Origin of the sequence: Nesterenkonia sedimenti (genome assembly GCF_012641515.1) — a bacterium.
Classification (GTDB): Bacteria; Actinomycetota; Actinomycetes; order Actinomycetales; family Micrococcaceae; genus Nesterenkonia; species Nesterenkonia sedimenti.
Genome location: NZ_JABAHY010000025.1, coordinates 1 through 21,381, shown reverse-complemented (window position 1 = coordinate 21,381; position 21,381 = coordinate 1). Strand labels below are relative to the sequence as shown.

The window sequence follows — 21,381 nt, the reverse complement described above, 5'->3', positions numbered from 1 at the left end:
TATCCAGCCACCGCCACGCCGCTGCTCCCCGTCCCTGCCTCTACACCCTCAAATACGAAGAGCCCCCAAACCGGCGAACCCTTCGCATCCCCCTCCGATCTGGTGCGTACTGCCATGGAGCGGATCATCCCCACCCGCAATGAGGGAGTCCTGGGGCTAGTGGAGGGCGAGGTTATGTACACCTCCCCAGTTGCCGATATCCCCCTGCAGGATGACCCCGAGCTTGCCGAGGCTCTGCGGGACTACGCGATGGCCGATGAGGCGAACTTCACCACCATCCAGACTGATATCTCCACCTACCGCGCCGTCGTCGTCCCTGTTCACGGAACCCCGGGGGAGGGTGCCGAGGACGGTGAGGATCCCGAAGTTGCAGCCTTCGTGTTGGCCTATGACCAGGCTGCTGAGAAGGCCACCTTCAACGAAGGATTCATCAACTACACTGGGGTCGCGATCTTCTCCCTGATCGTGGTCGCCCTGGTGGGCTGGCTCTTGGCCGGCCGGCTGCTGCATCCGATCGGTCTGCTGGCCCAGACCGCCCGGCGGATCACCCGTGAGGACCTCTCCGAACGGATCCCGGTTACCGGTAAGGACGATCTCGCCGAGATGACCCAGTCGGTCAATGAGATGCTCGACCGGCTCGAAGGTGCCTTCATCGCCCAGGAACAGTTGATCCACGACGTCAGCCACGAGCTGCGCACCCCATTGACCATTGTCCGTGGGCACCTCGAGGTGCTCGACACCGGTGATGAGCAGGATGTCACCGCCACCCGCGAGCTGACCCTCGATGAGCTCAAACGCATGAACCGGGTGGTCGACGACCTCACCACGCTGGCTCAGGCAGATAGGCCTGACTTCGTTCAGCCGGAGCCGGTGGAGCTGGGCACGCTGACCGACGAGGTCTACGACAAGGTGCTGGCCCTGGGCGACCGCAGGTGGCTGATCCCCGAACGCGCTGAGGGCCAGGTTGTGCTGGACAGGGAGCGGGTGACCCAGGCCCTGGTGCAGCTGGCAGCCAATGCCGTGAAGTTCTCACCCCCGGGATCGGTGGTGGCGTTGAGCACCCATATCTCCGAAAGCGATACCGTGCTGACCGTCCGAGACCAGGGGGCCGGGATCCCCGCCGAGGACGTGGATCGGGTCTTCGAACGCTTTCAGCGCAGCGATACCTCCAAACCCGGATCCGGGCTGGGACTGCCGATTGTCGATGCCATCGCCCGGGGCCATTCCGGCCGGGTCGAGGTCGAATCCGAACTCGGGGCCGGAACAACCTTCCGGATCATCCTGCCCAATAGCGTGATTGAATCCCACCAGGAAGACTCGCTGACCCACGGGCAGCATCCGGTTCCTCAGCTGAGCGCCGAGGAGCAGGCTGAGACAGTCTATGAAGACCCTCAGCCGACCACTGAACTGCCAGGAAGGACCAACCAGTGACCCATATTCTGATCATCGAGGATGAGGACCGGATCGCCTCCTTCGTCGAGAAGGGGCTGCGCTCGGCCGGCTACGCCACAGTCCTGGCGGCCACGGCTGGTGAGGGCTTCGAATTCGCGCTCAATGTGGAAGTCGATATGGCCATCCTGGACCTCGGTCTGCCCGATGAGGACGGACTTCGACTGCTGACGCGGCTGCGGGCCAAAGGCTTCAACGCCCCGGTCATCATCCTCACCGCCCGCGACACCCCGGCCGATACAGTCAAAGGTCTCGAATCCGGGGCGGATGACTATATGGCCAAGCCCTTCAGCATCGACGAGCTGCTGGCTCGGATCCGGTTGCGGCTGCGCGGGGGCTCGGCCGATGAGCCCACAACTCTGACCGCCGGCCGGTTGACCCTGGACCTGCACTCGCGCAAAGTCCGGGTGGACGGAGCCGAGCATGAGCTCTCCTCCCGGGAGTTCACCCTCGCCGAGACGTTAATGCGCCACCCCGGACAGGTGCTCTCCCGGGAGCAGCTGCTGGAGATGGTCTGGGGCTACAGCTTCGACCCCGGTTCGAATCTGGTCGATGTCTACGTCCGCTACCTGCGGGCGAAAGTCGGTCCCGAAGCGATCAAAACCATCCGGGGAGTCGGCTACCGCCTCGACGTCTAGCATGCGGGCATGACTGAAGAACATGCGGCGAACCTCTACGACGCCGTCAACAGCTGGGGTCCCGATGACGAATTCTTCCTGAGATTCGCCACCGAGAACCCCGAGGCGCGGGTGCTGGACCTCGGCTGCGGAACAGGCCGGATCACCACCCGCATCGCCGCTAAGGTGAATTCAGTAACCGGGCGTTCACAGGAGCATCTGCGGTCGATGCTGACCGAGGCAGGCTTCAGGGTCGAGGAAGTCTAAGTCTTCGGCGGTTTTCAGAGGGAACCGGTCGGCCAGGATGTGGGCAGCCTGGTGGTCATCGCCAGTAGATGACAGCTGCGGTACCCGCCACCGGTTTAGGTTGACGGGGAGCTGGGAGCCGACCAGCTCTCAGGGGAGACCGGGGACCAGGTGGAGGGAGAGTTCCAGGTCTGCGGGGGAGCCGGATTCACCGTGCTGGGCTGAGCCGTGGGCGCCGGGGCCTGAGTGGTCTGTGTGCCCTGACCACCCTGGCCACCCTGACTGCCGGAGCCCTGGCCGTCTGAACCCTGGGACCCGCCGGAGTCCGAGGTCTCCGAGGGTGTCTCACTCGGGCTCTCCGGGGAGGGGCTGGGCGTGGTGGTCGGCGAGGCCGCCGTCGTCGGCTCTGCGGTCTCACTCGGCGAGGGGCTTTCACTGGGGGAGCCGCTGGGCTCGGGAGCGGTGGTCACCTCAACAGCAGGACCGAACTCCTGGTCGGTGTCCTGCCCCATAGCAGAGACCACAGCAGTGCCGCCGCCGAGGGCGACAATGCTCAGCGCTCCAGTCATGACCCAGGTGGTCTGTCGGCTCATGGAATCAGGTGCTCCTTGTACTGCATAGTTCTTGCGATCTTAGAGTTCAGTCTTCCCGGTGAAAGTGAGAGGACCATAAGAGGAAAATGAGAAGTTTCTCATCTTCGGTGAAGTGATTGAATAGTGGGCATGCCTGACTCGCCCTCAGCCTCCTCGGCACAGCCTGCACGCCCCACCTCGATATGGGTGGTGTACGTCATCCTGTTCCTGCAGGGTTCGGCGGTGATCCTGGCCAGTATCGGAGAGGTCGTGCTGACCGGCTTCGGCGAATACCTCGACGCCGCCGGCAATATCGCACTGCTGGTGCTGATCCTCTTGGCCGGGGTAGTGCTGATCATGCTCGCCTTCCGACTGTTCATGGGCTCATCGGCCGCCCGCACACCCGCAATGGTGCTGCAGCTGCTGCTGGTGGTGCTCTCCTTCAACTTCTTCGCAGGAGGGGCGACGACGATGGGACTTGCCTTCCTGGTCCCCGCCGCCGTCGCCCTGTTCCTGCTCTTCGTCCGGCCCACCCAACAGTGGCTGGAACAGCAGGCTTAGCCTCACATCTGGCGCAGCTCAGCGGCCACATCGGCGTACTGGGGGCGAACCGCGTAGACCAGGCCCAGCCGCAGCAGGGCGGCCCGTTCGTAGACGGCCACCGCGCCACGGGAGACCGCACTGGATTCCGCGGCTGAGTCCACACAGAACTGCACGGTCTCCGATTGCTCGCTGCTCCAGAGCCCCTGCAGTCGGCGCAGCAGCGCATGGGCTCGCAGGTTGCCCAGATCCAGGGCAGGGTTGGCCAGGCAGGCGGTGTCCAGATCCAGAAGTCCCGGCCCCAGATCCGGTGACCACAGCAGCTGCTTATCGTGTAGGTCCCGGTGGGTGGGCCGCAGATCCTCCTCGGTGAGCCGCTGCAGCTGAGTGATGATCTCCTCGACATTGGCCTCGGCTGATTCCCGGTCAGGCAGGAAATCCTCCACCAGGCGCAGCCAGTGCCGCAGTACCCCAACCTCGGCCTCGGCACGGTGAATGAGACTTCCCGTGGGCCGGCTGGTGGTGGAGCTGGCCGCGGTCCAGGCCTCCAGGACCTCAGCCCAGGCCTGGGACCACTGCTCGGCGGTGAACTCAGCTGGATTATGCAGGCTGGCTCCGGCCAGGGCGGAGAAGGTCACCGTAGACTCATCACTGTCCAGGATCTCCGGGGTGCGGAACTGGGCCGCAAAGGGCTCAGCCCGGCGGATCCCGTCCAGAATCCCGGTGGCCTTACCGTTTTTGACCACCTTGGTGTAGACACTGCCTTGGCCCTGGTTGTGGCGAACCACCGCGCGTTTGGCCGGCCGGTGGGAGACGATCTCAGCGCCATCGGCTTTCAGCAGCTGCTTGAGGGCCCGCAGTTTGGGGTCCCGACCGGGGGTGAGCAGTTGCAGCGCATCGGTCTGCCAGAAGCCGGCGAAGACCTCCGAGCTGCTGTTCTTCAGTTCCAGGGCCAGGGTTCGTCCGGTGGCCTCCGGTTCAGGGGGCAGCGGCCAGGCCCGGGTCACGGTCAGCAGTCCGTATTCGGTCTCAATCTGCTGCGGTGGCAGCATCTGGGCACCGGTGGGCGCGGCCAGAGCCGGTGGGGTGGTCACAGTGATAACAGGCATCGGGGCGGTATTCATCGGTTAAGGGCCTCCTCGGCACGTTCCAGGGCGCGCAGGGTCAGCTGCGGCCAATCCGGCTGACGGTGCCGGTAGAACTCGGTGGCACTGCTCAGATGCGCATAGGCTTCCCAGGCATTGAGGTCATCAGCGGAGATATCGGCATGCTCCTGATAGCCGCTCAGGAACGACTCCAACAGCTCTGGGCGGTCATCCCTCCGGCAGGCAGCAGCCCAGGACCCCAGATCACGCATGGGGTGGCCGCAGCCTGCCCGGTCCAGATCGATGATGCGGATCTTATGGCTGGTCTCTGCGGCCAGGATGATCTGATCCGGGGAGAGATCCCCATGGATCTCCGCGGCTGCTGAATCCAGGCTGCGCTGCAGCCTTGCCGCAGTCTGCTCTGCTACCCGGTGGGCCGGCTCCGCCAGCCAGGGGGCAATCCGGACCAGGGCAGCGGCAGCCTGCTTCGGATCGGCATGGGGGCGGTCCCCGCAGGCCTCTGCCCGGCCGGTTGAATGCAGCTGGGCAACAGCGGCACCGGCAGTCCGGGCGGCAGGGGCATAGGGATGTGTGGAGAGGTCACCGGCTCCCCACAGCGGGGCGATACTTGCCGTACCGCGCTGGCCGAGAGCCGAGACATTGGTCACCGGCAGTCCCAGCTGCCGCCACCGGCGGGCCGTCTCCAGCTTCAGATCGGTCCCCGGGGCGACTACCCGCACCACTTTGGGATGGTGGCCGGCATCGACGACGGCGACCACCCGACGACGCGGGTTGAACCGCAGAATCTGCCAGTTGACCTCGCGGCCTTCCTGCTCATCCAGGGCGGTCCGGGCTGCAGCCAGCTCCTTGGACAGGGCAGGATCGGCCCAGACTGAGCCGCTGTAGAGGAACCGCTCCCCGGTGTTCTGGTGGACTTCCAACTCCTGGTCGCAGCCCTGGGCCCGCAGCTGGGCCTTGCTGAACTTATCCGGATCATTGGTCAGCATGGTCCAGGCGTGGGCGCCCTCAGCGAGATCGGAGTGGGCGACCACCACGGAGTGACCGGGTTTCATCCGGGCATGGGTGATGCTGACATGCTTCTGCAGCAGCTCAGAGAGCCCCGCGGGGGAGAGGACCTCGGCGGCCTGCTCCAGTTTCGCCGCAGCTGCGGCGAGGCTGTCGGCCTCAGCCAGCGGGGGCAGATATTTGCCGGTGATGGAGCTCAAGAGCGTACCTCGTTCAAATCTCGGGCAGGGATCAGGACATCATGGGCGCTGGGGAGGCTGCCCTGGGGGTCGACGGCGTCGTCGTCGGTGTTCTTGTCGCCCACGGCGGTGTCCATGGACTGCCGCTGGCTGGCGGCCCACTGGGCGAGTTTCGATTCGGGGTCCTGCAGCAGGTTCTGGGGAGAACCGTCCTCGGCGATGCAGCCGTCCTCCAGCCACAGCACCCGGTCCAGCCCCTGGATCATGGACAGATCATGGGTGATCGCCACGGTCGTGCGGTCCCGGGTCAGCTCACGGATGGACTCCTCCACTGTGGCACGGGAGGCTGGATCCAACCCGGAGGTGGGCTCATCCAGCAGGACGATCGGCGCATCACGGACCAGGGCGCGGGCGATGGCGATGCGCTGACGCTGACCCCCGGAGAGGGTATCGCCGCGGTTGCCCAGCACGGTGTCATAGCCCTCGGGCAGACGCATGATGAAGTCATGGGCCCCGGCCCGCTGGGCGGCATTGATCACTTCCTCATCGGTGGCCGACTGTCGGCCGTAACGGATGTTCTCAGCAATCGTGGTGGAGAAAAGCACGGACTCCTGCAGCAGCATTGCGATATTGCCGCGCAGCTCGGCCCGGGAGACGTTCTTGGCGGAGTAGCCATCCACGAGCACGGCCCCGGAATCGGGATCGGCCAGGCGCAACAGGTACCCGGTCAGGGTGGACTTTCCGGCACCGGAGGGGCCCAGCAGACCGACCCGCTGACCGGCGGGGATATGCAGGTTGAGGTTCTCGAACAGGGGAGCGCCCCGGCCGTCGGTGGCGCTGATATTCCAGAAGTTCAGCTCCCCTCGGACCTGCTGCATGGGCATTGGATCCTTGGGGTCACGGATCTCCACCGGCTCATCCAAGAGATCGGCAATCCGCTCACCGGAGGCAGTGGCCCGGGCGATCCGGCCGGTGTACTTGGCCATATCGCGCAGCGGCTTCATCGCGATCTTCAGGTACATCAGGAACAGCACCATATCGCCGGGGGTCATGGTCCCGGCCAGCACCTGCCAGCCGCCGAAGCCCAGCACCACAGCAGTGGCGATACCGACGAAGAGGTCAGTGGAGCGCTCGAGGCGGGCAGCCAGGCGCCGAGCCCGGATCCCGGCCTTCAGGGCCTTCTTATTGCCGGCGGCGAAGCCGGAGGCCACAGTGCCCTCCAGGCCGTAGGCCTGCACCACGCGGATGGCCGCCAGGGCCTCGGCGGCATCGCCGACCAGCTGGCCCTCGCCCTTACGGGTGGCGCGGGAGGCCGAGGTGATCTGCGGGGTCAACACCCGGGAGGCCAGGAGGTAGCCCACCGCGGTGGCCATCACGATCAGCGACAGCACCGGGTTGAGCACAATGACCACAATGAACAGGGTCACCAGGGTCAGGAGATTGCCCATCAGCGGCAGGCCGGCGGTGACTGCGACCTCCTGCAGCCGGCCCATATCCCCGACCAGCCGCTGGGAGGTATCCCCGATACTGGCCTTGGAGTGATACCGCAGGGACAGCGACTGGATATGTTCGAAGACTTTAGTGCGCAGCTGGGCGGCGACCTTCACCCCGGTTTTGGCGAAGGCGATGGTGGAGGCGTAGTTGCACAGGGCCCGGCCGCCGACGATCAGCGCCAGGGCGATGGACCAGAAGACGATGACGCCTGCGACATTGTCTGAGCCGTCAGCGGAGCTGGCCAGTTCCGCGCCCAGGGCATCGGAGACTGTGTCCACGGCATGTTTGACCGGCCAGGGCTCCAGAATGCGGAAGAGTACATCGCCCATCAGCGCCAGGAAGCCCAGCCCGACCAGCAGCTTATGCCGCTTCACGAAGGGCAGCACCATCTTCAGGGTGCGCATCAGAGCCTGACGGTTGAGTTTGGCGGAGTTCTTGCTCACTTAGGTGGCCACCTCCTGGGCAGCTAGCGGCGCCGGAAGACCGGCGGCACGCAGAATATCGGTGGTTCGAGCCAGCCAGCTGTGCTTCTGCTCGGCCTCGGCGCGGGCGGCTGCACCCATGGACTGTCGGCGCTGCCGGTCACCGGCCAGCTGGGCCAGAGCGGCAGCCAGCGAACCGGTATCGGAGCCGGGCGCCAGCAGTCCGGTGCGGCCGTGGTCGATGACACTGGGGATCTCACCGACCTCCGAGGCGATCACCGGCAGACCGGCGGCGAGGTACTCATAGATCTTCAGCGGGGAGAAATAGTGGGTGCTGCTCTGCTGGGTCGCCGGATAAGGGGCAACGCCGACATCCCACCGGGAGAGCACCTGGGGAACCTCCTCAGGGGCGGCAGCACCGTGGAAGATGATCTGATCGCGGATGCCCAGCTGGGCGGCCAGATCCTCCAACTGCTGACGCTGTGGGCCGTCCCCGAGGATCTCACACCGCCAGCTGTTACGACCGGTGGCCGGGGCGCTGGCGAATGCCTCCAGCAGCGTCTCGGTACCGTGCCAGGGCTTCAGTGTGCCCAGGAACCCGACTGTAAAAGGTGAGTTCTCGGCGTCGTCGGTGGTTTCAGACACCGGACGCGGGCTGAACCGCTGGGTGTTGACCCCATTGGGGGAGACTTGGATCTGCGGGGTGCCCGAGGAGCTGTCCGGGGCTATCAGGCAGCGGACCCAGTCGGCCACCGGAGTGGAGACACAGCTGAGCAGGGCCGCAGCGGCGAAAGTCTGAAGGGTGGTCTGCATGGCGGTATCGCTGTCGTGCAGGCTGCGGTGGGTGGACTGCTCGGCCAGCAGCGGCGAGTTGACCTCCACGATCAGCGGGGCGCCGGTCTGCCTGGTCGCAGTGGCACCGGCGGTGGAGAACAGGGAGTAGCGCTCATAGATGAGGTCGAAACCGCCCTCGATGACCAGATCGGCCATCCGGTGGCTGGTGCGCAGAACTGCCTGCTCACGAGCGGCAGCACCTTTGACCCCGGCCACCGGGACCACGAAGACCGGTAGGTCCCGCAGATCCCCGGGGACGAACTCAGTCTCGGGTTCACCGTGCTTATTGCCCCGTTTGGTGCAGAAGACGGTGACCTCATGGCCCAGCTGGCGCAGGGCACGGATGATCTCCTGGGCGTGGACGCTGGCGCCCTTGGTGCCGAAGATGCCGATTCCTGGATCAGCCAGAACATAGGCGATTTTCACTGCATGACCTCCGCAGGTGTTGTCGAGACGGTTTCCTGATGGTTCTCGGTGGAATCAGCCCCGGTCGGCGAGCACAGCTGACGCAGTTGGCCGGCCTGCCGGTTGGAGTCGAACTGCTCCTGGACCAGGCTGCGGGCGGCATCGGTCAGTGGGCTGTGGTCACCGGGCCGGACGGCCTCAGCCAGGGCTTCGGTCAGGGCGGGCATATCCCCGGTGGGCACCAGCCAGCCGGTCTCCCGGTGGCGGATGACCTCGCCGACGGCGGTGACCTCCGCGGCCACACAGCGGATGCCGCGGGCCATGGCCTCCAACAGAACGGTGGGCAGCCCGTCGGCATTGCCGTCGGAGCCGATGACAAAGGGAGCGGCGAAGACGTCATGGGAGCCCATCAGGGCGGTGACCTCAGCCTGGGTGCGCGGACCCAGGAGGTGGACCTGGTCCTGGAGGTCGAGTTCGGCGATCTGGGTCTCCAGTGCGGCGGCCAGGGGGCCGTCGCCTGCGATATCGGCCTGGACCCGGATTCCCCGGTCACGCAGTGCCGCCACCGCCTCGATCAGCAGGCCGAAGCCCTTCTTCTCCACTAGTCGGCCCACTGCCAGGATTCGGGGAACAGCCCGGGTATTGGTCCGCGGCTCATAGGGGAAGCGCTCCAGGTTTAGTCCGTTGCGGACCAGGTGGAGGTTCTCGGTGGCAGCCGGGAAGCGGCGCTGCAGATCCCGGAGGTTGTACTCCGAGATGGTCACCGAATGGTGGGCGTCAGCGAATTTCCGCTCCAGTTCGGCCTGGTCGACATCCTCGTGGAAGATGTCCTTGGCGTGGGCGGTGAAGGAGTAAGGGATCCCGGCGATCGCCCCGGCGAGCCGGGCCACTGTGGTCGATACCGAGGCGAAGTGGGCGTGGAGGTGGGTGACCCCGTGGTCGTTGGCGGCCTTGGCCAGCATCACCGACTGGAAGGCGTTATCGGCCTCGGTGGCCAGCAGCTCGGGGATAACCGACTGGATGCCCTCGCCGAGACCGGCGGCCTGGCCCGCCTCACCCATCCGGGCCCACATCTTGGCGGCATTGGAGGTGCGGGGGATCTGGATGACTGGGGCTTTGACCTTGCCCAGTTCGGAGTGGAATCGGGTGTCTGTGGGGGTGCGGAGGCTGAAGATGACCACGCGCTCGCCGGCGGCTTCGCGGGCGAGGATCTCGGAGACGATGAAGGTCTCGGAGAACCGGGGGTACATCTTCAGGACGTATCCGACGACCGGTGTGGGTGCCATAGTGTTGACCTCTTTCTCAGTGGACTCTCTGGATCGGTGCGGTGAATTGCGGTGTTGCTGCCGGTGTTTGCCGGAAAGACTGGATCTGTTCTGCGGCCAGGTCCCCGACGGCGCTGAGCCCGTCGAGATCGATGGCATCGCGGAGAGTGCGCCGGTCGACGGCCCCGGCGAACCAAGTCGAAAGCTCCTGGGGGTTCAGCTCCTCGGCTGGCAGCATCTGCACCGCTCCGGCGGCAGCCAGGGCTGCAGCACGGCGGGGCTGTTCCTGCCGGCGGGAATTGCGCGGGACGACCAGGGCAGGTGTCGTGGTGGCCATGACCTCGGCCATGGAGTTATAACCGGCCATGCAGACTGTGGCGGCGGCATCGCGGACCAGTTTGGGCACATGCGGGGCGTAGCGGTCGACCCGGATCTGGCTGCGGTATTCGGCGTTGTTGCGGGCTGCCTCGAGGATCTGGTCGTGATCGGATTCGGGCATCTGGGGGCCGGTGAGGATGATGTGCCGGTGCCCGGCAGGGATCTTCGCCTGAGCTGCGGCCAGGCCGAGGGGGCCGCCGTCGGAGCCGCCGCCGACCATGGTGAGGATATAGGGCTGCTCAACCCGGACACTGGAGCTGGTCAGGGGGTCATCGGGACGGCCGTGGGCGAGGTAGCCGGTGAAACGGGTGCGTTCGGTCAGCTGGCCGGGGATCTCTCCGGTGGCTACGGGGTCGTAGACGTTTTGGTCGCCGTAGACCCAGACGGCGTCGTAGTAATGGGCGACGGCGGCGGGGCCACCGATTCGCTGCCATTCACGTTCGGCTACCTCGGGGGAGTCCAGGACCTCACGCATACCGAGGACACAGCGGGTGCCGGTATCGCGCATGGTCTCCAGGGCAGGCAGCAGCTCATCGTCGACACCGAAGGGGTGGCGGTCGACGATCAGCAGATCGGGGCTGATGGCCTGCAGGGCGGCTGCGGCGGTGGCGCTGCGCAGATGCCAGAGCCGCTCGGTGCTGACATCCAGGTGCCGGGACTCATAGCCGGAGGTGGTGCGGGTGAATCCGGGCAGCACCAGCCAGTCCCAGCCCTCGGGGAGGGCATCGGCGGTGGCATCGGGGTGTCCGGCCACCAACAGTCCGCGGACGCGCTGGCCAGTGATGCGGGGAAGATCGGCAGCCAGTGCATAGGCCAGGGCCCGGTTGCGCCGGGCGTGGCCGAGTCCCACCGAATCGTGGGAGTACATGGCGACAGTGATGCTCATAGTGATCCACTCTGGCCGGCCAGTGTGAGATCACCATGAGGGAAAGATGAGAGATTGGCCCGGTTTCTCTCATTTTCGAGTTAAACGACGATGGCGCCGCCTCCCCTTGATAGGGAAGACGGCGCCATCGGTGGCGTAATTGGCTAACTGATTAGGCTGCGGCCTTGGGGGCGTTGACGTCCTCAGGCAGAGCGTTGCGAGCGGTCTCGACCAGTGCCTCGAAGGCCTTGGCATCGGAGACGGCCAGCTCAGCCAGCATGCGACGGTCGACCTCGACACCCGCGGCCTTCAGGCCCTGGATGAAACGGTTGTAGGTCAGGCCGTGAGCGCGGGAAGCAGCGTTGATGCGCTGGATCCACAGGCGGCGGAAGTCGCCCTTACGCTTCTTGCGGTGCTGGTAGTTATAGGTGTAGCTGTGCAGCAGCTGCTCTTTTGCCTTGCGGTAGAGGCGGGAGCGCTGTCCACGGTAGCCGGAGGCCCGGTCAAGGACCTTGCGGCGCTTCTTGTGGGCGTTCAGAGCCCTTTTCACACGTGCCATTGTTGTTTCTCCTGTGAGCTAAGTCTTTAATCTTGCTGATGCGTTGGGACTCAGAGGCCCAGCATCTTCTTGATGCGCTTCTCGTCGGCCTTGGTGACGATCTGGTCGGAGGCCAGGCGACGGGTCAGACGCGATGACTTGTGCTCCAGGTAGTGGCGGCGGTTGGCCTGCTGGCGCTTGATCTTGCCGGAGCCGGTCTGCTTGAACCGCTTCTTTGCTCCGGAGTGAGTCTTGTTCTTCGGCATAGTGCCGTACTCCTTACATTCGTTCGGACCTGTGAACACCTTTGTGCCGCATCAGAAACTTGCGGCGGCGGTGCACAGGTGGATCGCCACGGCCCCTGGAGGCTGGTGATCCCTTTGGCAAGTGGGCGCGCGTGAGCGCAGACCCAACGCACTAGTCTACGGCAGAACTGCCAGAAGCTCTAATCGCGGTGGGTGCCCCTCCGCCTCGACACCTCATCCTTCGCGAGTTTTCGGCTACGCCGAAAGCCTCGCCACGTCAGGGAGGATCCTCCGGGTTCGCACCTCCGACCCACCGCGATGGGGCATCGTTCCAATGTTCTAGGAGGTGCGGCTGGACGCCCTCACTGGGCCTCTTAGAGGTTTTTGAGCTCGTCCGGGAGGTAATCAGCCATCGAGTTCGACAGCGGCTTGACGTCCTTCTTCTCGGTGGAGACCCGCTTCTGGCGTTCCTGGGTCTTCCGAGCGCGACGCTCGTTCTTAGCCTTGGCCTGAGCCTTGTTCTCCTCATTATCGGCGACCTCACCGTCACCGGCGGAGGCAGCCTTGGCCTGCTGTGCCTTAGTGCGCAGGGGGCCGACCACCATGACCATATGACGGCCGTCCTGGCGGGGGGAGGACTCGACCTGGCCGAGGTCCTCGACATCCTCGCTGAAGCGCTGCAGCAGGCGGACACCCATCTCGGGGCGCTGCTGCTCACGGCCGCGGAACTGGATCATGGCCTTGACCTTGTCACCGGCCTCGAGGAAGCGACGAGCGTGACCGACCTTGGTCTGGTAGTCGTGATCGTCGATCTTCAGGCGGAAGCGAACTTCCTTCAGGGTGGTGGTGGACTGGTTCTTCCGGGACTCACGGGCCTTCACGGCGGCCTCGTACTTCCACTTACCGAAGTCCATCAGTTTGCAGACCGGCGGTTTGGCCTGTGGAGCCACCTCCACAAGGTCCAGATCAGCCTCGCCCGCTAGTCGCAGTGCGTCTTCGATTCTGACGATGCCCACCTGTTCCCCTTGGGGACCTACGAGGCGGACCTCGGGCACTCGGATGCGGTTATTGATGCGTGGTTCGCTGATCTGTCCTGCTCCTGATTCGATGATTATTGTCACGGTACGTTTTCGGGCACGCGCTGGCGCGGCTCAAAACGACTATGAGAATCTTAGCAGTATGACTAGTGAGCAGAACACCCCCGGGCAGGCACCAGATCAGGAAGAACTCCAGAATCTGGTCGGCGGCCAGGCCCGCGATATCGCCGAGGTTCCCGCAGTGGAACTCATCAATACGGTGGCTGTGCACCTGATGAGTGCCGCAGCCGTCAAGACTGGGCTGGCTGAGGGGCCCGATGCTCAAGAGCTCAAAGACCTCGATGAGGCTCGTAAGCTGATCACCGCTCTGGCCGGTCTGGTCACTGCGGCAGCCCCCGAGGTCGGCGGCACCCACGCAGCCCCGCTGCGCGATGGTGTCCGCTCATTGCAGCTGGCCTTCCGCGAGGAATCCACCATCCAGGACGCCCCGGGCAAGGGGCCGGGTGAAAAATTCACCGGCCCGGTGAGCTAAATAATTCCAATGCGCCAGGCGCTCCCGTAACATCGGGGCTGTCCCTTGCGGCCCCAGCAACCGGGGCCGGTGTGATGAACGGAGATAAGTGGATTATGGCTACAAAGAACCGGTTCTGGTGGGGCACTGCTGTGCTCAGCGTCTCTGCCCTGATGCTCACCGCCTGCGGTGATGACGGGGACAACGGCGACGACGACGCCAACGGCGACGATACCGCCGCTGAGGAGACCACCGAGGAAACCACAGAGGACGAAGAAGCAGACGAGGACGAGGCCGACGTCGTCGAAGACGATGCCGATGAAGACGCCGAGGAGCCCGTTGAAGAGGAAGAGGACGCAGCCGAGGATGAAGGTGGCGACGGCCCCTTCGCCGGTGACGTGCTCTCCGAGGAAGAGATCAGCGAACTGCTGCTGACCGAGGATGAGTTCCCGGTGGAGTTTGAGGATTTCATGGCAGAGGAGAGCCTCTCCGAGGCGATGTCCATGCCCGATGAGGGCCTCATCAACGACTGCGAGGAGTACGCGGAGTACTTCCAGAACCCTGCGGCCTTCGAGGACAGCCATACTGACGTAGAGGTCACCGGTGCTGCCAATATGGGTATGTACGGCGACCAGGCAGATCCCAGTGTGCTGCAGGTAGCGATCATGAGCTACTCCGATCCCGCGGCTGCCTCCGACTTCGACCTCATTCAGGAGTGTGAGGGCGAGACCTTCACCAATGAAGAGGCCGGTATGAGCATCGATATGACCTTCGAGTACCTCACCTACGAGGACTGGGAAGGCCTTTCCATGGTGATGAGCATGGAAGGTATGGAACAGGCCATCGACATCCTCGTCTACGAGGACGGCAACACCGAGATCATGGCCCTGACAATGGGTGAGGGTTCTGAGTACCTCGAGGAACTGGCTGACCTCCAGCTGGACAAGTACGAGTCCGCCAGCTGATCGGCTCACCACGGCAATAGCCGTCAGATTTCTACGCTAGGGCGCTGTCTCCCGATCCAGGAGGCGGCGCCCTAGCCGCTTTCCGGGCAGAATGGGACTGTGAGCGATGAGTATCTGATGGACAACCCGCGCAGCCAGCGGGTCAAGAAGGTTGCCCAGCTGGCTACCCGTGCCGGGCGAAAGAAGCAGGGCCTCTTCCTGGCCGAAGGCCCCCAGCCGGTGCGCGAAGCCTTGAAACTCTGGCTGCGCAGCTGGGAATCCGAGGAGCCCTCTGCCGCCCCGGATGGGTATTTCCCGAGCTTGGATGCCCTCTACTTCCACCCCGATGCGCTGGAACGCCACCCCGATGTGGCAAGCCTCCTCGAAGCAGTTCGAGGCGTGCTCTTCGACCCCCAGCGGGAACTGCCCCGCGAGGGACGGATCTTCCTCAGGGAGGCCACCGATGAGGTGCTGGCAGCCATGGGAGAGGCTGAGACCTCTCAGGGGTTCATCGCCGTCTGCCGGATCCCGGAATTGACGTTCGATGTGCTGGATCCGCAGTCCATTCAGTTGGCGCCAGTGCTGGTCGGTCTGCAGGACCCCGGAAATGTGGGAACAGTTATCCGCACCGCCGATGCTGCCGGGGCACAGGCTGTCCTGCTGACTCCAGGCAGTGCAGATCCATGGGCGCCCAAAGCGGTGCGCTCAGCGGCCGGATCGCATTTCCACCTGCCGATTGCCACCGGTGTCGACCTCAAGGAGCTCAGCGAATCCCTGAGCGATCACAACAGTCAGGTGCTGGCCGCCCACGGTTACGCCGAGCTCAGCCTCGAAACCCTGCAGAAGGCAGAGGCCGACGTCGCGCTCAGTGATCCGACCTTCTGGCTGCTGGGCAATGAGGCCCACGGTCTCTCGCCCGAGGAGCTGGAGCTGGCTGATCACACCGTCTCCATCCCGCTCTACGGTCAGGCTGAATCCCTCAATGTGGCAGTGGCCGGAGCGCTGTGCCTCTACGCCTCAGCCATGGCTCAAGACCCCGGAGAGCACCCGGTGAGACCACAGCCGTGAGCTACGCCCCCAGCCCCCGCGAGGTGGAGAACACCGGCTTCCGGTGTGTGCACTGTGAACGTGAGGTGCCCAAGCACCCCTCAGGCTCCTACCGCAACCACTGCCCGGCCTGCCTATGGTCCAAACACGTCGACATCGCCCCCGGTGACCGGGCCGCCGACTGCGGGGCGGCCATGGAACCGGTCAGCGTGGACTACTCCGGGAAGAAGGGCTATATCCTCATCCACCGGTGCACCCGCTGCGGGGCCGAGGACCGCAATAAATTAGCCCCCGATGACGACCGCGACACCTTCATCGCCCTCCAACAGCCCCCAGAGCTCCGCTAGAAGCCTCAACGACGACGGCGACCCGTCCCAGAATCCCAGGGCGAGCCGCCGTCGTCGTCATTTATGTATTTATCTTGGGTCCGATCGAAGACCCCGTGGGCAGGGCGCTCAGCCCTGGTTGCCTGCCGGGGTGAAGTCCCGGGAGCCCAGGAAGTCCGGGCGCAGGCTCGGTGCCGCATAGGGCGGGTCCACCGGAGTGTTCTCCACGGAGTTGTAGACGATGAACACATTGGACCGGGAGTAGGGAGTCACATTCCCATTGGAGGCGTGCATGCAGTTGGAATCGAACATAATCGCTCCGCCTGCGGGACCCTCGAGCACATCAATACCGAATTTATCGGCGAACTCAGTGAGAATCCCCGGATCGGGCACACCGGCACCCTGCATCACCAGGGACTGCTTGTAGTTGTCCTCAGGGGTCTCACCCTGGCAGACGATGTAGTGCTTATGTGAGCCCGGCATGATCATCAGCGGACCGTTGAAGGAATAGTTATCGGTCAGCGAGATCGAGATAGACACCGCCCGGGGGCTGGGCATGCCGTCCTCCGCGTGCCAGGTCTCGAAATCCGAGTGCCAGGTGAAATCCTTGCCCACGAACCCGGGCTTGTAGTTGATCCGGGACTGGTGGATGTAGACATCGGATCCCAGGATCTGCCGGGCGCGGTCCACCACGCGCGGATCATTGGCGATCTTCTTGAAGATCTCGTTGCTGCGGTGGATATCGAAGATGGAACGAACCTCATTGGACTTCGCCTCCACGACAGTCCGTTTGTCCTTCTTGACCTCGGGGTCCTCGGCCAGCCGCTTCAGCTCATCCTTGAACAGCTGCAGCTCCTCAGGGGTGATGAGCTGGTCGATGGTGAGGTAGCCCTTCTCGTCGAAACCGCGCAGGGTCTGTGCATCCATGGGGCCCTGCTCGGGGGTGCCCTGAACAACGGGCTCTTCGCGGGGGATGACCCGCGGCGGTTCGCCGGTCCGGGTGGGATAGAGATCAGTAGTGGTGTCAGCCTTGACAGCCGTGGTCATATACGACCCTCCTTCTTGCGCGTACCTAGTTCAGTGATATTTCAGTTATGACCAAATGTGGCAGGCACCTCTTTGTGCCACCGTAACTGGACACTAACAGGGCTGGACAGAACTGCAACCGGGTGCGACACCCCTGACATGGTCCCGCAGGCCGGGGATCCGCAGGTCCTTCACAGGCTCTGCGGGAGTCTGATTCACTGGTCGCTATGGCAACTTCATTCAGCACCGGACGGTTCGCGCGGATCACCGGCAGAGTCCAGGGAGTCAACTACCGCAATTCCACCAAACGGCAGGCCGATGAGCTGGGCCTGGTGGGTTGGGTGGCAAATACCGACGACGGCGCGGTGGAACTCGTGGTCGGCGGCGAGGGGCCGGCTGTGGACTCCCTGCTGAACTGGTGCAAGAAGGGGCCCAAGCGGGCTGAGGTCAGCGAGGTAGACGACCGGGAGGCCAGCAGCGAGGAGCTGGCTGACCTCCCGGAGTCAGGGTTTGAAGTCCGCCGTTAGGCGTCGTCGTCGTTCTTTTCTTCAGTGTGGGCGCTCAGGCCAAGCTCCTGGGGCAGCTGGGTTTCCTCGCCCAGAACATGCTCGGCCAGGAAGTTGAAGACCACCTGGTACCAGATCTTGGCGTGCTGGGGTTTGAGGATCCAGTGGTTCTCATCCGGGAAGTAGAGGAACCGGTGGACGGTGTTGCCATCGGCGTCCATGGGCAGCCCTGACTTCTCCAACAGCTCGTACCAGAGCCGCAGGCCCTCGCCGATGGGCACCCGGTAGTCCTTATCCCCGTGGATGACCAGCATCGGGGTCACGACGTTCTCCACATGGGAGTGCGGGGAGTGCTTGGCCTCCATCTCCGCGTTGATCTGGCGCCGCCAGAACGGTGACATATCCGTGGTGGGGCCGAACTGGTCCAGGGCCCAGAGGCTGGCATGAGTGACGATTGCCTTGAACCTGTCTGTGTGGCCGGCGACCCAGTTGGCCATATAGCCGCCGAAGGAACCGCCCATGGCCGCAGTGCGGGTCTGGTCGATATCGGCGCGGGTCTCCACCGCATCGGTGATGCTCATCAGATCCGTGTAGGGCTTATCCCCCCAGGAGTTCCAGCCGCGCTGGATGAACTCCTGGCCGTAGCCGGTGGACAGGGCGGGATCCGGAAGCAGCACCGCGTAACCCTGCTCCACGGCCAGCCAGGGGTTCCACCGCCAGGTCCAGGCGTTCCAGGAGTTCAGCGGGCCGCCGTGGATCCACAGCAGCAGGGGAGCGGGGGTATCGGCGCTGGCGCTCTCGGGCAGGGCCAGCCAGGCGCGGATGCGCACACCATCCTCCGCGGTGGTCTCGACGTCCTCGAGGCGCCCGGGCAGCTCGGGGCGCTCGGTGGGGTTCTGCAGCCTCGTGCTCTCTCCGGTGGCGAGTTCGATCCGCACCACCTCGGAGGGGAAGGCGTAGCTGGAGCGGACTCCGTAGGCGGCGGAACCCTCAGGGGAGGCGATGGCGCTGGTGTAGGTGGCGTCATCCTGAGTGATCTGCACGGTCTGGCCCTTGGCGGTATCGCCGGAAACCTCGACGTCGACGCGGAAGATGGGGCCGCGGCCGTTCTGGTCAGCCAGGGCGAGGAAGCCGCTGCCATCGGGCAGCCAGGTGGTGGGTGTCAGCCAGAGATCGGTCTCCTCGGTCAGCAGAGTCAGCTGGCGGGTCTGCAGATCTAGCAGGTGCAGCACCGGACGCATGGCGCGCTCGGGGGTGGGGCGGTTGGCAACACCGATGACGGCGTATTTTCCGTCGGGGCTGATGATGCTGGGCGTGTAGGTGTGATCGGGGTCCTGGAAGAGAATCTCCCACTCACCGGTTGTGAGGTCCACACGGCCGACAGTGGCGCTCATATCAGCATTGGCCGCTGGCACGCGGATGGCGAAGAGGGCGAAGCTGCCGTCGGGGCTGATGTGGACATCGGAGGCGAAGCGGGCGCCAATACCCTCGAGGAGGTTGGTCAGCTTCTTGCGGGCCGGTTCGGTCTGTGCAGCAGCGGAGCCGGTGGTCTCGATCTGCTCCTCATCAGTGTCGAGGCGGAAGAGACTGGGCCGGGCGGGGCCGAGATCGTGGTCCCAGAACCGGACGGGGTAGGACTCATGCAGGATCGCCTGCACGGAGCCTTCCTTGCGAGCCTTATGCAGCTTGCGGTGGGTGTCCTCATCGGTGGCCCCAGGGAGCAGGGGAGCAGTCACTGCTGTGACATCGGCCTTTTCTGCGGTGATGATGCCGCCGACTCCACCGGGACGGCGGTTGACCACATGGGCCTCGCCGCCAGCTGCTGGCAGGCACCACAGGGCCGTGTCCTCATCCTCGTCCTGGGCATCGGGGCGGGCCGAGGTGAAGTAGAGGTCGCCTGCTGCAGTGAAGGCGGGGTTGGTCTCACCCTTTGCGCTGCGGGTGAGTCGACGTGCCGGCTGTTCGCCGCTGGGGTCGATCTCCCAGAGGGAGTTCACGTAGCCATTCTTCTTGGCGTTTAGAGTCTGGACAGTGGTGACCAGGCGAGTGCCGGCGGGGTTCAGTGCCAGCCCAGCGAGCCGCGGGTGAGCGACGTACTGGTCGAGGTCGGAGAACGTGGGATCAGCCATGGTGTGCTCGTTTCTCATCTCATCGTTTTCTTAGGTGGCCGAGGTCTCGGCCAGAGACAGTGTTCCAGACTAGTTGCATTTGGCAATGAATTGTCCGAGGTGCGTTTGGGTGTGAGTTGAGGGTTGCGATCCTCTTACCAGAACGAGCATTGAAAGGGGAGGGTTGGGGGAAACTCTAGCGCAATAAATTTCTAAGAACTCTTGATTTAGAACACGTGTTCTACTACACTTGAAACATGGGCAAGAAAACTTCGACACATGAGGCGCACTCGGTGCTCGAAGCTGCCCGTGACCACCACAAACGTGAACTGAGGGAGCAGGCTGAGAAGGTTTCCCGCCTGCTGGTCTATAAGAGTCTGCGCATGGACGAGATGAAGGGGAGTCACTCCTTCTCCACTCACGCGTTTGAGAAGAACGTTTACCGTGAATGCGCCGAAGCGCTTGGCGTACCGGTTCCTGAAGTGCGTCGACTAATTGGCGCTGTGGAAGCAGTGGCTGAGAAGCTCCCTGAAACCCATGCCCTCTATCTGGAGGGTGAGGCTGATCTTGCTTCTGTTCAGAAGGTCAACCGGGCTATTGAGGGGATCTCACACCGGCCCGAGTTGCTGGAGAAACTGGATTCGGAGCTGATTACGAAGGCTCGTGATCTGAACTCCGCGGAACTGGGGAACTGGTTGAACCAGCGGGTTCCTGAGCTGGACACTAAGGCTTATGAGGAACGGTACGAGCGGTCCAAGCACAAGCACTATATTGCTTTCGAGCCTCAGGGTGATGGCTCCACGAAGTTCCATGGACTGATCTCCACGGTGGCTGCTGCGCGGATTGAGCAGATGCTGTATTCGATGGCGCGGAACATGCCCCGCAAAGCCCGTAGCACTAAGGCCGAGGGGCCTGTTGAGGAGCGGACTCATACCCAGCGGATGGCAGACATCTTCACCAACGCCCTGACCCGAGGGCTACAGGGTGAGTTCGTAACACCGAGTGCGNCCGAGGGCTACAGGGTGAGTTCGTAACACCGAGTGCGGAAGCCGCCTCGCCCGAAGGGGCCGACTCGCAGGGTCACCAGCCCCTGCCCTGGGCTGATACCACTGGACCCACCTCCATGGGTAAGACGCCCCATGACCTCACGCCCACCGCCGCAGCAGACTCAGCTTTCCCACCGCCCTCGAACTCCATCCCCGAGCCCACGGGAGCCGGTGCGGCCAAGATTGGCATCCTCATCCCGGTGAAGACACTGACTGGTGAGTCTGATGATCCCGCCATTAGTTGGGATCGGACCTGGATGCTGCCCGCCTCGGAGGCTCGCGCTATCGCCGCGGATAGCAGTGCGAAGCATGACTGGTACGCAGTCGGGGTAGCCAAGAACACCAACGCAGAGGCTGATGCTGAAGAGGGGACCTCTACCGGGGTTGATGAAGTCCTCACCGTCACCAAGGCACGCACCGCGCCAGCCTCCACCACTGCCGAGGATATTGACCAGTGGATCGCTAAGACTGACCCCGAGGCCAACAATCTTCTGACTAAGACGTATGAATCACGCACTGCTCGGGATCATCAGCGCAATGCGGTGCTGATTCGGGATGGGCAATGCCAGACCCCCGGGTGCACCGAACCCGGGTGGTCAGCAGAGATCGACCACAAACAGTCATATGAGACCGGTGGAGCCACCACCGGGGAGAACCTCCATACCCTGTG

23 protein-coding genes are annotated in these 21,381 nt (G+C 64.1%); 11 read left to right on the top strand and 12 right to left on the bottom strand.

Annotation, left to right across the window (positions count from 1 at the left end; all coding sequences use genetic code 11):
* The 3 genes from HGQ17_RS14395 to HGQ17_RS14385 all read left to right on the top strand — a co-directional run.
* Window positions 1-1,431, top strand: a 1,431-nt coding sequence (locus tag HGQ17_RS14395) for a sensor histidine kinase (protein ID WP_211090702.1), incomplete at its 5' end; no start/stop codon positions are given.
* Window positions 1,428-2,087, top strand: a complete 660-nt coding sequence (locus HGQ17_RS14390; RefSeq protein ID WP_168888648.1) for a response regulator transcription factor — start codon at window positions 1,428-1,430, stop codon at window positions 2,085-2,087. The genes HGQ17_RS14395 and HGQ17_RS14390, both read left to right, overlap by 4 nt.
* Window positions 2,088-2,096: 9 nt before the next feature.
* The gene (locus HGQ17_RS14385) at window positions 2,097-2,333 is read left to right on the top strand and encodes a class I SAM-dependent methyltransferase (protein WP_168888647.1); all 237 of its coding nucleotides are present in this window, start codon (window positions 2,097-2,099) and stop codon (window positions 2,331-2,333) included.
* A 95-nt stretch (window positions 2,334-2,428) separates the two neighbouring features.
* Here the strand turns inward: HGQ17_RS14385 and HGQ17_RS14380 are convergent, their stop codons facing one another.
* The gene (locus tag HGQ17_RS14380) at window positions 2,429-2,905 is read right to left on the bottom strand and encodes a hypothetical protein (protein ID WP_168888646.1); all 477 of its coding nucleotides are present in this window, start codon (window positions 2,903-2,905) and stop codon (window positions 2,429-2,431) included.
* A 129-nt stretch (window positions 2,906-3,034) separates the two neighbouring features.
* Between HGQ17_RS14380 and HGQ17_RS14375 the strand changes: the two genes are divergently transcribed.
* The gene (locus tag HGQ17_RS14375; protein WP_168888645.1) at window positions 3,035-3,445 is read left to right on the top strand and encodes a hypothetical protein; all 411 of its coding nucleotides are present in this window, start codon (window positions 3,035-3,037) and stop codon (window positions 3,443-3,445) included.
* Window positions 3,446-3,447: 2 nt separating this feature from the next.
* On the opposite strand, the gene HGQ17_RS14370 is transcribed toward HGQ17_RS14375, so the two are convergent.
* From HGQ17_RS14370 to infC, 9 genes are all read right to left on the bottom strand, one after another.
* Entirely contained in the window at window positions 3,448-4,548 is a 1,101-nt protein-coding gene (locus HGQ17_RS14370; protein WP_168888644.1) for a phosphotransferase family protein, read from the bottom strand.
* A complete protein-coding gene (locus HGQ17_RS14365; protein ID WP_168888643.1) occupies window positions 4,545-5,735 on the bottom strand; it encodes a phosphotransferase in 1,191 nt (396 codons plus the stop codon). The genes HGQ17_RS14370 and HGQ17_RS14365 overlap by 4 nt, the downstream gene beginning before the upstream one ends.
* Window positions 5,732-7,651: an ABC transporter ATP-binding protein gene (locus tag HGQ17_RS14360; RefSeq protein ID WP_324615311.1), complete on the bottom strand. Its 1,920-nt coding sequence runs from the start codon at window positions 7,649-7,651 to the stop codon at window positions 5,732-5,734. Before HGQ17_RS14360 ends, HGQ17_RS14365 begins: the two co-directional genes overlap by 4 nt.
* Window positions 7,652-8,890 (bottom strand): glycosyltransferase family 4 protein, encoded by a 1,239-nt coding sequence (locus tag HGQ17_RS14355; RefSeq protein WP_168888642.1) that lies wholly within the window; start codon window positions 8,888-8,890, stop codon window positions 7,652-7,654.
* On the bottom strand, window positions 8,887-10,155 hold the full coding sequence (locus HGQ17_RS14350; protein ID WP_168888641.1) for a glycosyltransferase: 1,269 nt from the start codon (window positions 10,153-10,155) through the stop codon (window positions 8,887-8,889). Before HGQ17_RS14350 ends, HGQ17_RS14355 begins: the two co-directional genes overlap by 4 nt.
* A gap of 16 nt (window positions 10,156-10,171) precedes the next feature.
* Window positions 10,172-11,398, bottom strand: coding sequence for a glycosyltransferase family protein (locus tag HGQ17_RS14345; protein WP_168888640.1), 1,227 nt, complete (start codon window positions 11,396-11,398; stop codon window positions 10,172-10,174).
* 151 nt (window positions 11,399-11,549) lie between these two features.
* Window positions 11,550-11,936 carry a 50S ribosomal protein L20 gene (gene rplT, locus HGQ17_RS14340; protein WP_168888639.1) on the bottom strand — a complete coding sequence of 129 codons (387 nt, stop codon included), beginning with the start codon at window positions 11,934-11,936 and terminating at the stop codon, window positions 11,550-11,552.
* Window positions 11,937-11,986: 50 nt separating this feature from the next.
* Window positions 11,987-12,181, bottom strand: coding sequence for a 50S ribosomal protein L35 (rpmI, locus tag HGQ17_RS14335; protein WP_120004476.1), 195 nt, complete (start codon window positions 12,179-12,181; stop codon window positions 11,987-11,989).
* Window positions 12,182-12,534: 353 nt separating this feature from the next.
* Window positions 12,535-13,281 carry a translation initiation factor IF-3 gene (infC, locus tag HGQ17_RS14330; protein ID WP_324615310.1) on the bottom strand — a complete coding sequence of 249 codons (747 nt, stop codon included), beginning with the start codon at window positions 13,279-13,281 and terminating at the stop codon, window positions 12,535-12,537.
* 58 nt (window positions 13,282-13,339) lie between these two features.
* Here infC and HGQ17_RS14325 point away from each other — a divergent pair, with 58 nt between their 5' ends.
* From HGQ17_RS14325 to HGQ17_RS14310, 4 genes are all read left to right on the top strand, one after another.
* Window positions 13,340-13,729, top strand: a complete 390-nt coding sequence (locus HGQ17_RS14325; RefSeq protein ID WP_168888638.1) for a DUF1844 domain-containing protein — start codon at window positions 13,340-13,342, stop codon at window positions 13,727-13,729.
* Window positions 13,730-13,824: 95 nt separating this feature from the next.
* A complete protein-coding gene (locus tag HGQ17_RS14320; protein WP_168888637.1) occupies window positions 13,825-14,673 on the top strand; it encodes a hypothetical protein in 849 nt (282 codons plus the stop codon).
* 99 nt (window positions 14,674-14,772) lie between these two features.
* Entirely contained in the window at window positions 14,773-15,720 is a 948-nt protein-coding gene (locus HGQ17_RS14315) for a TrmH family RNA methyltransferase (RefSeq protein WP_324615309.1), read from the top strand.
* Window positions 15,717-16,046: an RNHCP domain-containing protein gene (locus tag HGQ17_RS14310; RefSeq protein ID WP_168888636.1), complete on the top strand. Its 330-nt coding sequence runs from the start codon at window positions 15,717-15,719 to the stop codon at window positions 16,044-16,046. Before HGQ17_RS14315 ends, HGQ17_RS14310 begins: the two co-directional genes overlap by 4 nt.
* Window positions 16,047-16,154: 108 nt before the next feature.
* Here HGQ17_RS14310 and thpD read toward each other — a convergent pair whose 3' ends face one another.
* Window positions 16,155-17,072, bottom strand: a complete 918-nt coding sequence (gene thpD / locus HGQ17_RS14305; RefSeq protein ID WP_168888635.1) for an ectoine hydroxylase — start codon at window positions 17,070-17,072, stop codon at window positions 16,155-16,157.
* A 206-nt stretch (window positions 17,073-17,278) separates the two neighbouring features.
* On the opposite strand from thpD, the gene HGQ17_RS14300 reads away from it, so the two are divergent.
* The gene (locus HGQ17_RS14300; protein WP_168888634.1) at window positions 17,279-17,578 is read left to right on the top strand and encodes an acylphosphatase; all 300 of its coding nucleotides are present in this window, start codon (window positions 17,279-17,281) and stop codon (window positions 17,576-17,578) included.
* Here HGQ17_RS14300 and HGQ17_RS14295 read toward each other — a convergent pair.
* Window positions 17,575-19,686, bottom strand: coding sequence for a S9 family peptidase (locus HGQ17_RS14295; protein ID WP_229503604.1), 2,112 nt, complete (start codon window positions 19,684-19,686; stop codon window positions 17,575-17,577). The two genes, HGQ17_RS14300 and HGQ17_RS14295, sit on opposite strands and share 4 nt — an antisense overlap.
* Window positions 19,687-19,922: 236 nt before the next feature.
* Between HGQ17_RS14295 and HGQ17_RS14290 the strand changes: the two genes are divergently transcribed.
* Both HGQ17_RS14290 and HGQ17_RS14285 read left to right on the top strand, forming a co-directional pair.
* Window positions 19,923-20,699, top strand: coding sequence for a DUF222 domain-containing protein (locus HGQ17_RS14290; protein ID WP_168888632.1), 777 nt, complete (start codon window positions 19,923-19,925; stop codon window positions 20,697-20,699).
* A gap of 89 nt (window positions 20,700-20,788) precedes the next feature.
* Window positions 20,789-21,381 (top strand): HNH endonuclease signature motif containing protein (locus HGQ17_RS14285; protein ID WP_168888631.1); only part of this gene is annotated, 593 nt, incomplete at its 3' end.